Raw genomic sequence first — 14,273 nt, forward strand, 5'->3', positions numbered from 1 at the left:
AACACAGAATATTGTTTTTTCAAGCAGGTAATGCTAAGAAAAAGAAATTGAGGCGGGTGATCCTTTTGAATCAAACTCCATTGAAAGAGCACTTATACGATAATCTCTCTGTCATTCTCCCTCAGTTAAAGGACATGGATGATTTGATCCATGAGAAAAAAACATTGCCTCATGGACAGGTTGTCTACTATTTATACATTAAAGAAATGAACGAAGCGATGCAGATTCAATCCTTCTTAAAGCTGCTATTGCAAGATCATGCCTCTCTAACAAAAGAGAAGCTAGAATCCAATTTATCGATGATGACTACCCGTACGGTAAAAACTTCTGAAGAACTAGTAGATGCTATTTTCCAAGGACATTGTGTCGTACTGATTAACGGATTTCAACATGCTTATATTTTAGAAACACACGGAACGAAGAAACGCAATTTAGGAGATGCTACGTCTGAAACCGTCGTAAGAGGACCAAAAATTGGTTTCATTGAAGATATCAACACGAACTTAGCTCTCGTCAGACAGCGTTTGAAAAACCCTGATCTCAAAACAGTAGACATGAAAATCGGCGAAAAGAAATACACCCAAGTATCGATCATGTACATTGATGGTATCGTTGAGCCCTCTGTTTTAAAAGAGGTAAAAAAGCGGCTCAAACAAGTCACGATTGATGATATTCAAGACTCTGGCATTCTTGAGGAGCTCATTGAAGACAATGTGTATTCTCCTTTTCCGCAAATTCAAAACACAGAACGGCCTGATAAAGTGGCATCTGCTTTAAACAATGGGCGCGTTGCCATCTTTGTCGATCATTCGCCTTTTATCTTAATTGTGCCTGCTTCCCTCGCAACGATTATGCAGTCACCTGATGATTATTATGAAAGATGGATCGCCGCCTCTCTGATTCGTTTGCTGCGTTTTACGTCCATCTTTCTCACATTGTTTTTATCGGCCATCTATATTGCCCTTGTGTCCTTCCATCAAGGTCTTTTGCCCACAACTTTAGCCATTTCCATCTCAAGCACAAGAGAGAATGTCCCCTTTTCGCCTATTGTAGAAGCACTCATCATGGAAATGACCATTGAGCTGCTGCGTGAAGCTGGGTTAAGACTGCCTAATCCACTTGGACAAACAATCGGACTTGTGGGCGGAGTTGTCATTGGGCAAGCAGCCGTACAAGCACATATCGTCAGCTCCATTATGGTCATTATTGTCAGCGTCATTGCACTTGCATCCTTTACCTTTCCTCAATATGGAATGGGGATATCATTTCGTGTCCTTCGCTTTGTGTCCATGTTTGCTGCAGCTGCATTCGGTTTATATGGACTTGTCCTGTTTATGCTCGTCTTACTCACTCATTTGACAAGACAAAAAAGCTTTGGCACCCCATATTTTTCACCAGATTTTGTGTTTAGTTATAAAAATGAGGACAATTCCATCATCAGATTGCCTTTGAAGAATCAAAAGAAAGGAGAACGATATGGTCAATCATAAAGAGTCGATCACAAGCTATCAGGCAAGTGCCATTATCGCCAATACCACGCTAGGTGCAAGTATGATGATTCTGCCAAGATCAATGGCTCAAGCTGCGCAAACACCTGACGGCTGGATTGCACTCTTACTCATGAGTGTGATATACATTGTGTTCATTTTTGTCAATGTGCTCATGATGAAAAAGGTCTCCTTTTCTTCCTACTATGACTATACAAAAGAAGGGCTTGGGAAATGGATTGGCTCACTTGCCAATCTGTTGATTATTATTTACTTTCTCGGCGTTGCCAGCTATGAAGTACGGGCTATGTCTGAGATGGTGAAATTCTTTCTACTTCAAAACACACCTGTAGCGGTGACAATGATCAGCTTTATTTTGGTTGGTTTTTATCTCGTAGTTGGCGGAATTGGTGATTTTGCCAGACTGTGCCCATTTTTCCTCATTGTCACCTTAATTATCTTATTTATTGCATACGGACTCAGTGTGCAAGAATTTAAATTAGATAACCTAAGGCCTGTATTAGGAGAGGGATTCTCTCCTGTCTTCAAATCCTTGAACGCATCAGCCATTTCATTTGTAGGTATTGAAATGATGCTGTTTATGCCTACCTACATGAAAACGCAAAAACACACTTTTGCTTATGGCTCAATCGGCTTTTTGGTTCCTGCGATCATCTATATTTTCACCTATATTTTTGTGGTTGGTGCGTTCACGGTGAAAGAAACAGCGACTTTGACTTGGCCGACGATTGCCTTATTTCAATCGTTTGATATACAAGGGATTTTTATTGAACGGATTGAATCCTTTTTGCTCATCGTTTGGCTTGTCCAGCTTTATACGAGCTTTGTAGGATATACATTTTTTGCTGCAATGGGCGTATCCAAACTGACTAAATTCCCTAAAAAGGTCGTGCTCGCGTTGATGGGAATTGTCATCTACTTTGCCGCCAGTTTCCCAAAGGATGTTGATACAGTGCGTGATTATTTAACCTATGTGAACCATTTATTTTTCCTTTTATTCGGTATTCTCCCGTTTCTCTTATTTATCATCGTGTTTTTGAAAAGGAGGCGGAAAACTGTATGAAAAAGAACGCAACCTTTGCAATCCTGACCCTTGTTCTATTAAGTGGATGCTGGGATAGTACCAATATTGAGGAGCTCAACATGGCGATTGGTTACGGCTTAGATAAAGGCGATGACGGTCATAAGCTTAAAATATCTATGCAAGTCCTTGTTCCACAAAAAATTGAACAGGAATCCAGCGTGAAAGACCCAACAAAGATTATTGAAACTAGTGGAGATTCCGTGCATCAAATTTTCCGAACAACGACACTGAAAAGTCACCGTATTTTCGCCCAGCAGTTGAGGGTGTATTTATTTTCTGAGGAGCTCATCAGTGAGAATAATTTCGACTTGGTCATTAATCAATTTATTCGAGACAATGAAACGCGGAGAGGAAGCCTCGTCTTTATGACCTCTGAGAAGCCAGGGGACTTGCTGAAAATCAATGACGATGGACAGCCAGCTTCTTCTACACTATATGATATTTCTGGGAATACAAAATCGACCATACGTATGTTAAAGCCCGTTTCATTAGGAGATATTTCTTCTGCTATGCAAAACAATGTATCTTTTGCTGTTCCGAAAGTCAGTGTAGATCAAGGGAAATTAATACTCGACGGTGCCTCTATTATTAAAAACAAACGATTTCTCACCAACATCTCTCCGTTAGCCTTGCAGTCATACAACCTATTGACTGGGGACGGAAAAGGCGGAGTCGTTGAATTTAAATATAATCACAGCATCTATTCTTTTGAGATATTTAAACTGAAACACAACATTGAAACAAATAAAACAGCCAGCGGAAGATATCAATTTGATGTATCAGTGGAGCTTGATGGAAGATTGTCTGAGGATTGGAATGAACGGGAAAATTCATTTAACGAAAAATACCTCCAAGAAATTGAAAAAGTCGTGGCACATCGACTGGAGGAAAATGTGAAAGATTTTATCGGGGAATTACAGCATGAGATCAAAGCAGATTTTTGTGGATTTTATCAAAAAGCGAGTATTGCCTATCCGAAGGAATTCCGAAAAGAAGCAAAACATTGGGATGACATTTTTAGTGAATCGGATATTCGTTACAAGGTAAATGTGAAAATCCGTGACTTCGGGACTAAGGGCGCAACACAATCCTTATAGAGTATGTTAAAATGGTAAGAAAAAAAGGGTGTCAATCATGAAACGAGCTTTACTTTCGGCCGGCATTCTATTTTTGATTCTAGGAATACTTCTGTTAGTCGTGGTATTCATGCAATCAAAAGAAGATTTCTTCATTGAAGCCGACAGCTTTTCAAGCACATTTTTGATCGTGATTTATTATGGACAAACCCCTGCGCTCCTTCTGATTGGAGGCGGTTTATTTGTTGGACTTTCACAGATCATTGATTTGCAAGAGAAAAAAGCGGCAGTGGCAAAGGAAAGCGTCAAGCTGCTTTCCGAGATGAAGAAAACCCTGGAAGACAAATCGGCCGAGGAGCAGGAGGCTTTTCCAGTTCCTGAGCTCCATCAACTATCCGAACGTCCAATCACAGGACAGAAGGACTAATTTTGCGCATGTTCCAGCAGCTTTCATTTGAAAGCTGTTTTTTTATTGAATCAGCTTATGGCGATGTGCATACACGGCCGCTTGTGTGCGGTCTTCTACATCAAGCTTGGAAAGAATGTTGGTAATATGCGTCTTGACTGTTTTGATGGTAATAAACAATTCCTCAGCAATGACCTTATTCGATTTCCCATCTGCAATCAGCTTTAATATTTCCATTTCTCTTGCGGTTAACGAATCGTGCAGAATGGACCCATTTGATGAATGGCGGAGTTTGTTCATGACCTTTCCAGCTACTTTTGATTCAAGCCTTGGTTCGCCGATACTCGCAGACCTGATGGCATCAGCAATTTCTCCTGCTTTCGATGTTTTTAAAAGATAGCTTAAAGCGCCAGCCTCAATAACTGGATACACTTTATCATCATCAATAAAGCTCGTCAGTACAATAATCCGGGCATCCTCTATTTCCTGACAAATTCTTTTCGTTGCTTCGATGCCATCCATGCCTTCCATGACAAGGTCCATTAAAATCACGTCTGGCTTTAATTCAACCGCTAGTTCTACACCTTTTTGTCCATCTGACGCTTCACCGATGACTTCAATATCCGCCTGTGCCTCTAAAAAAGCAGCAAGACCCATTCTCACCATTTCGTGATCGTCAATTAAAAGCACTCGAATCATCGAACGTTCTCTCCTTTTCCTTCATCAAAAATGGGAACTTTCACATCAATTTGTGTGCCTTTTCCCTCAAATGACATAATCTCTGCGACACCGCCTACTTCACTTGTTCTTTCTCGTATCGATTCAAGTCCGTAGGAAGCAGTCTTCACATGATCTGTTTGAAAACCGATCCCGTTGTCGATAATTTTCAGCTGAACTTGACGATTTCGAATGAGCAGACGCACTGTCACCTTTGTCGCCTTTGCATGCCTAAACACATTGGAAAGGGCTTCTTGCACAATTCGGAACAGATGGTCCTCCACCCCTTTAGACAGCGGAGCATCATCTTCTATTTCCCAATCAATATCAATTGGCTGCTTTGCCTGAAATTCATTGAGCAGCTCAATCAAGCCTTTTTTCAAGTCTTTTCCTTCAAGGGTGATCGGTCTTAAATGCAGAAGAAGTGCACGCATCTCATTTTGTGCATCGCCAGCCATTCGTTCCACAAGTCGCATTTGCTTTAAAATCTTTTCATCCTTTTCCTTCATCCCTTCAAGAATCGCAGACGTCATCATCGAAATGGCGAATAGCTGCTGGCTGACTGCATCATGCAGCTCACGCGCTAGACGCTGACGCTCTTCAGAGACAACCGATTTTTTCATTTGAACCTGCCATTCAGCTCGCTCATTTGAGAGCTTTTGTAAGGAGGCTACTTGCCCTTCCACTCGTTTCGCCATTTCATTTAATTGATCTGCCGCCAAACCAATTTCATCATCACCTAGAGAAGGCAGTCTATAGGCAAAATTCCCATTTTCAAACTTCAAAATCGACTCTACAAGCTGATCCAGCCGCTTCTTATGCTGATAGCCAAACACATGCCCAGCTGATACACCAATGGCGAGACTAATAATGAGTAAAATACAAAAAAACGGGATGCCGAACCAACGCGTAGACAGCAAAATCATGGGATCAAGCTGGTAATAAAAAAACATCGGGAGTGTCGTCATGATGACAACACCAAGCGAGATACCGACTGCCAGACGAACAGATTGCCACTGGATGCCTAAATGCAGTTTTCTCATAAGTACCTCACATCCACATCCCCAATCAATAGAGAAATGGAGATTTTCACTTTTCGCTTGCTTTCGTCATAATCATTTGTCATGACATACACTTTACTGCCGAACCCGCTTCTTTTTTCATCAATGATTTTCATATCACCAATCGCAGCAGAAGCACTCACACATACTTCAATATCCTGAGGTACATAAATATCGACATCTCCAATGAGTCCACTAATGACGATCGTACTCTCTTCCTCAGCAATAATCGCCTTTGATAAATCGATTTTGACATCGCCAATAAAACCTGAAATGGTCAAATCGCTTAATTGAAATGGTTTTTTCATCAGCCTGACTTCACCGATAAAGAAATCATGTTCTTTGCGCGGCTTTGCCTGGCTTTTTGTTTTCTTCTGATCGCCCTCTTTTTCAAGATTGACTTTCAGTGAAGGCTTCCCATCGTCTGATGATTCCTTTTTATCGACATCAAAAACAGGTTTGTTTTTCAATAAACGATAGCCCGCATAGATCAAAAAGGCAGCAAATAAATACCCAGTCAAACTAAACGTGATATTTAGTAGAAACTTCAAGAAGAGAAAGCCTGCAAAAATATAGGAAACCGAACCGAGCCAACGTTTAGATCGAGAGTGCAGCCAATAACCAAATAGAGCAAAAAACACTGGCCAAAATAGGTCTGCCCCAATCCCAATAATTTTGAGAAAAAGATTAATACCAAAAATCACCACAATGATGCCTAAAATTTGATTTCTAGAAAAACGCAGTTGACTCGCCTCCTTCCTTTTTACGTTTGTTTACCGCAATTTTAAGTTTCCGCTTGTCATCTCAATATCGACTAAGTGTGTCCCTTTCCCATGCGTGCCTGTAAAACCTCGGCCTTCACTATCCGCTTGGTCAAAATCATACGAATGATCAATACTTCCACTCGTTTTTTTCACTTGAACTTTGAAATCTCCCTTATCTGGCAAGTTCAATTTCGCACTGCCTGATGTCATGTGAAAGTCGACTGGTGAATCAATTGTATCAAAGCTTGCTGTCAGCCTGCCGCTTGTCATGCCTAATTGCAGCTTTCCTTTTACATCTTGAATATCAGCACGACCAGAAGTGGCACCAATATCACTTTCCTTCGCATCAATATGAGACACTGAAAGTCTGCCAGAAGTCGCTTTGATTTCCACACGATTTGCTGAGAAGTTCTCAGCTGTGAGGTTTCCGCTCGTTGATTTGAGCGTCACATCTTGAAGAGACAGCTTTCCTTCGCCATTTACTTCGCTCACGCCGATTCCACCTGTTATTTTCACATCTTTATGATAATCTGTTGGAATTTTGACTAAGAGTTCTCCTTTTTCAAATGCAGAGAAAAACAAAAATCCTTTATTTTCAGCACGGACTTTGAATGTTCCGCCTGTTTGTTCCGCATACATTTTCCCTTTTCCATTCACAACCATCACAGAAATATCCGAACGATCTTCCGGCTTCACCTTGATGCGAAATCCAGAAAGAGAGATATCTAATTGTTCAACCTCATCCTTTTTCGCTGAAGCTGTTGTGACCGCTTTATCACGAGAAAAGCTCAAATGAAAGAGATCTCCATTTTTGAAAAGCATCCCAATCATCAAAAAAACACCAACAAGTATACAAATTAGACCAATGAACCGTTTCATTTATATCATCCCTTTATCCTTTGACCTTTTTATTATAAGGAAAAGCGAAACAGAAAGAAATCAAATAACGGAAGAAAAATCCTGTTTTTCTTCCGTTTTGACACATTTCCATTAGTTTGCCGGCTGTTTCTCAAGCTGCTTTGATCGCTTAAGCTTTTGCCATTCCTTTTCAACCTCATCAGCGTAATCAAGATGAGCATAAGCACCCTGATCGGCAAATTGTGCATAGCTACCCGCTTTTGTCTCCATTTCCTCTATACGGTTCTCCATGCGTAGAAATTCTTTATAAGCACTTTCACTATCAACCTTATTCATAGATTCATTCATATGCTGCTTTGCCTGTGCGGCATTGGCTCTTGCAATCAGCGCTTGCTTCTTGTCTTTAACATCACGCAGCTTTGTTTCTAGATGCTGCAACTGTTCTTTCAGCTCTTTCAACTGTTTAACAGATTGCTGGTAGGCTTCTTGATATTCGTTGTGCTTTTCTTCAAAATACTTCATTTCAGTCAGTGCTTTCCGTGCAAGTTCTTCTTCTCCTGCATGAAACGCCAGCTCCGCCTGTTTCTTTCGCTTATCAGCAAATTCTTCTGTTTCTTCTGCTTTTCTCAAGAAACCTTGCTGAATGGTTTGCTGTTTGATAATCGCATGCTTCGCTTTGGCAATATCGTCCTCCATATCACGAACATATTGATTCAGCATGACACGCGGATTCTCCAATTTATCTAAACCTTCATTGACTGTTGCAACAAACATATCACGTACTCTTCTTAATACCATTTCATATTCCTCCCTTTATTTTTTCTTTAAAAAGTCTTCCCATTCTTGATCAAATGACGTGTGCATCGGTTCTTCCATGTTCGGTGCCGTGTTTGGCTCCATATAGGATGATCTGCCTGATGATTCCTTTGCAGATTCACCATTGATCATCTTCCAGCCAAAGTAGAGAAGTACTCCAGCAAATGCGATTCCGAGTAAAAATGGCAGCGACTGCACGACGAGCAATACACCGATAATAGAGAGAATGACCCCTGTTGTCTTACTGCCTTTATCATATTTTTTGACACCTACATAAATGAGCCACGCCCCAATCAAAGTCGGGATCAGCCCGCCCAATGAACCACCAAAGAAGATGGATAAACCGATAAACATCAGGATTGAACCGATGATGGTTTTACTTGTTATTTTCATCTTCATGCCTCCTTTCTTGCTCCTTGCTTTAACTATAGTCAAAAAAGGAAGCCGGCAAAACGTGTCGTAGATTGATCTTTGGTTGCGACCAGAGTCGTAACATGGCTCAGACTAAACAATTGAATCAAACAAAAAACACTCTTCGAAAAGAAGAACATCAATATGAAGACAAAGCCGCTCACTTATTTACCATTTCTAGCTCTTGTGGGTGCTAAACGTATGGTAAAATCACAAAATAAGTAGTATATAGATTAAATAAATAGGCAGGTGTCGTACATTGATCAATAGAGATCAACTAGCTGATCTATTTGCTAGTCATTCTTTTCACATACAAGAAATCTATCGTTTAGTCATCCAGCCCCATAGTACATTAAGTGAATTTAAGACAGAAAGTGCTGGCTTTCTTTTCAGCATTCGCGGAGAAGCTAGACTGAATATCAATGGAAAAAGCTACAATTTGCAGCCAGGATCTGTCATGCATGTAACACCGGGATGCCAGCTTGCCTTGCAGGTAATCAGTCAATCAGAATACGAATACCATTCACTTTTTTATCATTTGAATTGTGATAAAGAATCTGACTTTGACAATACTTTCAAGCTGGAAACGGGAGCAAATCCGAGAATCATAGAAATACTCACCATGCTCCATCAAAATATCCATACACCTGGTGGGATGGGAAAACTTCGAGTCAAAGAATTATTTTTGCGTCTCCTATATCAAATTCTAATGGGCTGTAAGCAGAAAGATAGCTCTCCTAATGAAAGGGTCATCGAGGAAGCTGTCGCTTATATTAGAGGACAATATATGAATCCATTAACACTTCAGGATCTCGCTGAATTGTGCGATATGAATCCCAAAAGCTTCTCATATTTTTTTCACAAATATACCGGACTTCACCCAATTGACTATGTGATCCAGTATCGTATGGAAAGAGCGCGTGAAATACTTAAGACAGGCAATATTCCGATAAGTGATGTTGCTATGACTGTCGGTTACCCTAATCCGCTCTATTTTAGCAGAGTATTTAAAAAGAAATTCGGAGTGCCACCTAGCGCATATACCGTTAAATAAATCTGTCGTATTTCTTCTCAAAACGATGGATGTCAGCCTCATTCCTTAGAGGGTTTCTACAGCTCTCTATGAAACAACCAGCCTAACTGCCTCAGAAATAGATCATCTCTCTTCTGTCAGCCCTGATTAGATAATAATGCATGTGATATTCGTTATTTGTGCATTCGCAATTCACGAGGTCCTTGCTATACTATTCGATGATAATGATTATCAATATCAATTATTGCTGAGTGATATTCAGCAACGACAGGGAGGCAGATGATGTGAACAAAAAAAGGCAGCTTTGTATCGGATTGTCCTTGTCAGCGACCTGGCTGAAGGGAAAAGGCTGGCAGCATCCAAACAGCATGGTAGAACACTTATTCTCAACCAACTTCTACGTCGAGCTTGCAAAGAGAGCAGAGATGGCCAAGCTTGACTTTCTTTTTAAGCCGGATGCGCTGGTCCTCCACATAGAGTCTTTGGATCACTCCCCTGGCTTTGGAGGTCTTGATCCAACGGTTCTACTTGCTTCGATTGCACATGAGACGAATCAAATTGGACTTGTTTCAACCGCTTCGACTACGTTCAATCCTCCATATGTAGTGGCAAGACAGATTCAATCCTTGCACTCGATCAGCAATGGACGTGCCGGCTGGAATATTGTCACTTCGATCGACGGAGCCGATCATTTTAGCCATTCACCCATGCCATCATCAGAAGAACGATATAAGAAGGCGATGGAATTTACGGATGTTGTACGCAAGCTTTGGGAGAGCTATCCAAACGAGGCGCTACTCATCAATCGGACGACAGGACAATTTGCTGACAAGAAGAGAATTTCTTCTATTCAACATGAGGGGCATTTCTTTCATGTTAAGGGTCCGCTCAATGTGCCGGCCCATCCGTCAGGAACCATTCCTTTGTTTCAGGCAGGTGCTTCGGAAAAGGGGCGTGATTTTGCCGCTTCAACTGCAGATGCGATGTTTGCATCCACCCCTGATATGGCCTCAGCTATTCAATTACGGAAAGACATGAGGAGAAGAGCATGCAAGCATGGCCGCCAGCCGGATGACATCCGTGTGCTGCCTGGCTTGTACTTTTTTTTAGGAAAAACACGTGACGAGGCGCATGAAATGTATAGAGAGGCACATTCCCATCTAAGCACTGCACAAGGTTATGCAGCAATTCAATCGATTCTAGGTCTCGATATTCGCCATCTCCCTTTAGATCAACCCGTTCCTGCCGATATGCTGCAAGGATTGGATGAGCAGGTACGCAGTCAGACCCATGCTGATTTGCTGCGCAGGTTGATTGTACAAACGCAGCCTACCGTAAGAGAACTACTCTCTAGGCCTGAGGTCATTGGATCGGCACACTGGGTAATCGTGGGAACAACTGAGGATGCACAGAGAGAAATAACCAGATGGTTTGAAACAGGTGCTTTAGACGGATTCATTGCACTTCCGGGCTCAGTACAATCACTAGAACTATTTTTTAACGAATTGGTCCCTTTACTTGTCCAACATGGCTTGTTTAGGAGTGAATATACAGGATCCACCTTGCGTGAACATATGGGGATGAAATAAAGCACGACCACAATAGACAGTTTGAGAGGAGTTTTGAAAAGATGAATAAAAAATTAATGATCATCGGCTTCATTTCCTTATTGATGCTGATCATGGCGGCTTGCGGTGGCGGAGACAAACCTAAGCAATCAACTACGGCCTCCGGAAGCAAAAATATCGGAATTGAAGATTCAGGAGATGCTGCTACGAAAACAATAGAGTATCTTGGGAAAACGTATACCATCCCGAAAAAAACCGAAAAAATCGTCATTACTGGGGCGATGGAAGCGATGGAAGATGCACTTGTACTTGATGTTCATCCAACAGGGGCAATATCAGTAGGAGGAAAGTTTCCAAAAATATTTGCTTCGATCACAGGCGATTCCGAATCAATTGGTGAAAAACAGCAGCCGAATTTTGAGAAAATATTAAAATTGAAACCTGACGTTATTTTAGGTTCCTCTAAATTTCAACAAGTCGTACTAAACAAGTTAGAGAAAATTGCTCCGACCATTCCAATATCCCATATCGCGACAAATTGGGAGGCTAATTTAGAGCTAATGGCCGATTTAACAGGGAAACAGACGAAAGCAGACAAAATCCTCACTCAATACAAAACAGATGTCAAAGACGCAAAAGCCTCGTTAAAGGAGAAGCTCAAGAATAAAAAAGTAGCCATCATTCGAATTCGGGGAGCACAAGCCTTCGTATATCCAGAAGATGTGTATTTCAATCCTGTCTTGTATAACGAATTGGGTCTTGCCGTTCCTCAACCGATTAGGTTGGCAAAGACGCAAGAAGCAATCTCTGTCGAGCAACTAGGGGAAATGAATCCGGATTATCTATTTGTACAATTTTCTACGGATGAAAATCAAGAAGCACAACATGCATTTGATGACATGAAAAAGAATCCTGTTATTCAAAACATGACCGCCTTTAAAAAGGATCAGGTTTATACCAATGTAGTGAATCCACTTCTTGAAGGAGGACCTGCTTATAGCCGCATCCATTTTTTAGAAGTCTTGCAGCAGCAATTAGAAAATAAATGAGACTGCGTATAGTCAGCTATGAAATCATGTGGCTGTTCCAAAACGATGCCCCATCGTCATTTTTAAAGCAAAAGAAGCGAGGCGACGTGTACGATGAAAGACATGGAAGTATATGATGTAACAATTATTGGCGGTGGACCTGCTGGATTGTTTTCCGCCTTTTATAGTGGATTGCGTGAAATGAAAACGAAGTTGATTGAATTCCAGCCAGTCCTCGGGGGAAAGGTTCATGTTTATCCAGAAAAGATGATCTGGGATATAGGAGGATTAACGCCTGTTCCAGGCTCACAGCTCATTGAACAGATTATTGCTCAAGGGCTGACCTTTGAACCAAAGGTCGTACTCGGAGAAAAGGTTACCTCTATTTCTCAAGACGAAACAGGTCACTTTGTTCTCCACACCGCCTCCAATCAAAAACATTACTCCAAAACTGTCATTTTAGCTGTTGGAGGAGGTATCCTCAAGCCGATTAAATTAGATATTGAGGGTGCAGAACGATTCGAGGTTCAAAATTTGCATTATACGGTCAAATCCCTTGAACGCTTTAAAGATAAAACCGTGTTGATCTCAGGAGGTGGTAATTCAGCCATTGATTGGGCAAATGAGCTGGAGCCAATTGCCAAACAAGTGTATTTGACCTATCGGAAAGATGCCTTGAAAGGACATGAAGCTGAAATATCGCGCCTGAAAAACAGCTCTGTCCAATGTCTGCTTCATACCTCGATTGAAAAGCTCATTGCAGCAGACGATCATGAGCGGATTGAAACGGTTGTCCTCAAAGATCATCAAGACGAGGCCTTATTTGAGCTAGCAACAGATGAAGTCATTATCAATCATGGATACGAGCGAGACAAAGAATTACTTGCGAATAGTACCATTAAGCTAGAACAGAAGGATTATTGGATTGCAGGAACTCCACTGAGTGAGACGTCAGTTCAGGGCATTTATGCAGCAGGCGATATTTTGCATCATGAAGGAAAATTGCATTTGATTGCTGGGGCTTTTCAGGATGCCGCAAATGCGGTAAACCAAGCCAAACAATACGTAATGCCCGATGCAGGTGCTCATGGGATGGTATCTTCGCACAATGACATATTTATTCAAAAAAATAAAGAGCTGATGAAGCATTTGTATACGAAATAAAGTGTTCATTGAACAAAAGTGACTTAGAATTCCTTCTCTACTTACAGAAGGAGGACGTTTAGCACTCTTCCATTTGAAGAGTGCTTTTCCTCATTTAGAACGAAACACGTTGGCACTTCGTTCATATTCAACATCTGCTTCACCAAGCCGATGATTCACAATACGGGCTGCAGCAAATAAATAGTCGGATAGACGGTTCACATATGTGAGCGTAACTGCTGGAATCTCCTCCTGCTTTGCGAGTGTCACAATATGCCGCTCAGCTCTCCTGACGACTGTTCGCGCCACATGTAAGAGGGCAGCGCCTTCCTGGCCGCCAGGTAAAATAAATTTAGTCAGCGGTGCGGCTTCTTCTACATACACGTCCATTCGCTTTTCAAGGGTTGTCACAGATTCTTCTGTTAACTTGCCTTCTTTCGGTGGTTTCACCGCTGCCAAATCACCACCGCAGTCAAACAGTTCATGCTGAATGACCATCAGCTCTGACAGAACATCTTGAAACAATTCGCCATGCTGCCTTAAGTTTGCCTGGGCAAGTCCAATCAAACTATTCGCCTCATCTAATGTACCGTACGCTTCTACTCTTGCGTCATCTTTATCAGCCCGTCCGCCTATCAAGCCTGTTTGACCTTGATCTCCGGTTTTTGTATAAAGTTTCATTGAGGTTCCCCCTTATCCATTGCTTGTTCCTTTTAGTATACCCTGAAGTGAACAGGATGTATTTGTTTTACTAAAACCACTGTGATTTATATATAAAATCTGAATCCCTAAAAAAAGTG

Annotated in this window: 15 protein-coding genes; 8 read left to right on the forward strand and 7 right to left on the reverse strand. The window is 41.4% G+C overall.

The genetic code is table 11. The features are described from left to right. The first annotated feature begins 65 nt into the window (after positions 1 to 65). From MHH31_RS15305 to MHH31_RS15320, 4 genes are read left to right on the forward strand one after another with little or no spacing between them, the layout of a single operon-like run. The gene (locus MHH31_RS15305) at positions 66 to 1,490 is read left to right on the forward strand and encodes a spore germination protein (RefSeq protein WP_272511102.1); all 1,425 of its coding nucleotides are present in this window, start codon (positions 66 to 68) and stop codon (positions 1,488 to 1,490) included. Continuing rightward, positions 1,477 to 2,571, forward strand: a complete 1,095-nt coding sequence (locus MHH31_RS15310) for an endospore germination permease (RefSeq protein WP_342494962.1) — start codon at positions 1,477 to 1,479, stop codon at positions 2,569 to 2,571. Before MHH31_RS15305 ends, MHH31_RS15310 begins: the two co-directional genes overlap by 14 nt. Continuing rightward, a complete protein-coding gene (locus MHH31_RS15315) occupies positions 2,568 to 3,689 on the forward strand; it encodes a Ger(x)C family spore germination protein (protein WP_277687577.1) in 1,122 nt (373 codons plus the stop codon). The genes MHH31_RS15310 and MHH31_RS15315 overlap by 4 nt, the downstream gene beginning before the upstream one ends. A gap of 37 nt (positions 3,690 to 3,726) precedes the next feature. Then, positions 3,727 to 4,095: a hypothetical protein gene (locus MHH31_RS15320; RefSeq protein ID WP_007500307.1), complete on the forward strand. Its 369-nt coding sequence runs from the start codon at positions 3,727 to 3,729 to the stop codon at positions 4,093 to 4,095. Between the two features lie 42 nt (positions 4,096 to 4,137). Here the strand turns inward: MHH31_RS15320 and MHH31_RS15325 are convergent, their stop codons facing one another. The 6 genes from MHH31_RS15325 to MHH31_RS15350 all read right to left on the reverse strand — a co-directional run bounded on the left by MHH31_RS15325 (position 4,138) and on the right by MHH31_RS15350 (position 8,683). Beyond that, positions 4,138 to 4,773 (reverse strand): response regulator transcription factor, encoded by a 636-nt coding sequence (locus MHH31_RS15325; protein ID WP_007500305.1) that lies wholly within the window; start codon positions 4,771 to 4,773, stop codon positions 4,138 to 4,140. Next, positions 4,770 to 5,834: a two-component system sensor histidine kinase LiaS gene (liaS, locus tag MHH31_RS15330; RefSeq protein ID WP_007500303.1), complete on the reverse strand. Its 1,065-nt coding sequence runs from the start codon at positions 5,832 to 5,834 to the stop codon at positions 4,770 to 4,772. Before liaS ends, MHH31_RS15325 begins: the two co-directional genes overlap by 4 nt. Next, the gene (liaF, locus tag MHH31_RS15335; RefSeq protein WP_034646654.1) at positions 5,831 to 6,595 is read right to left on the reverse strand and encodes a cell wall-active antibiotics response protein LiaF; all 765 of its coding nucleotides are present in this window, start codon (positions 6,593 to 6,595) and stop codon (positions 5,831 to 5,833) included. Before liaF ends, liaS begins: the two co-directional genes overlap by 4 nt. 30 nt (positions 6,596 to 6,625) lie before the next feature. Then, positions 6,626 to 7,495 carry a DUF4097 domain-containing protein gene (locus MHH31_RS15340; protein ID WP_342494963.1) on the reverse strand — a complete coding sequence of 290 codons (870 nt, stop codon included), beginning with the start codon at positions 7,493 to 7,495 and terminating at the stop codon, positions 6,626 to 6,628. Positions 7,496 to 7,606: 111 nt separating this feature from the next. After that, complete coding sequence (locus tag MHH31_RS15345) at positions 7,607 to 8,272, reverse strand: PspA/IM30 family protein (RefSeq protein ID WP_039168185.1); 666 nt, start codon at positions 8,270 to 8,272, stop codon at positions 7,607 to 7,609. A 15-nt stretch (positions 8,273 to 8,287) separates the two neighbouring features. After that, entirely contained in the window at positions 8,288 to 8,683 is a 396-nt protein-coding gene (locus MHH31_RS15350) for a membrane protein (RefSeq protein WP_008347092.1), read from the reverse strand. 277 nt (positions 8,684 to 8,960) lie between these two features. Here MHH31_RS15350 and MHH31_RS15355 point away from each other — a divergent pair, with 277 nt between their 5' ends. The 4 genes from MHH31_RS15355 (at position 8,961) to MHH31_RS15370 (ending at position 13,494) form a co-directional block, all read left to right on the forward strand. After that, a complete protein-coding gene (locus MHH31_RS15355) occupies positions 8,961 to 9,755 on the forward strand; it encodes an AraC family transcriptional regulator (protein ID WP_213406993.1) in 795 nt (264 codons plus the stop codon). Positions 9,756 to 10,018: 263 nt separating this feature from the next. Continuing rightward, positions 10,019 to 11,323, forward strand: coding sequence for an NtaA/DmoA family FMN-dependent monooxygenase (locus MHH31_RS15360; RefSeq protein WP_249670063.1), 1,305 nt, complete (start codon positions 10,019 to 10,021; stop codon positions 11,321 to 11,323). Positions 11,324 to 11,364: 41 nt separating this feature from the next. Then, complete coding sequence (locus tag MHH31_RS15365; RefSeq protein WP_342494964.1) at positions 11,365 to 12,351, forward strand: ABC transporter substrate-binding protein; 987 nt, start codon at positions 11,365 to 11,367, stop codon at positions 12,349 to 12,351. 93 nt (positions 12,352 to 12,444) lie between these two features. After that, the gene (locus tag MHH31_RS15370) at positions 12,445 to 13,494 is read left to right on the forward strand and encodes an NAD(P)/FAD-dependent oxidoreductase (RefSeq protein ID WP_272511107.1); all 1,050 of its coding nucleotides are present in this window, start codon (positions 12,445 to 12,447) and stop codon (positions 13,492 to 13,494) included. Between the two features lie 90 nt (positions 13,495 to 13,584). On the opposite strand, the gene MHH31_RS15375 is transcribed toward MHH31_RS15370, so the two are convergent. Next, complete coding sequence (locus tag MHH31_RS15375; protein ID WP_342494965.1) at positions 13,585 to 14,154, reverse strand: cob(I)yrinic acid a,c-diamide adenosyltransferase; 570 nt, start codon at positions 14,152 to 14,154, stop codon at positions 13,585 to 13,587. Positions 14,155 to 14,273 lie beyond the last annotated feature (119 nt).

The organism is Bacillus sp. FSL K6-1033 (assembly GCF_038630765.1).
Taxonomy (GTDB): domain Bacteria; phylum Bacillota; class Bacilli; order Bacillales; family Bacillaceae; genus Bacillus; species Bacillus altitudinis.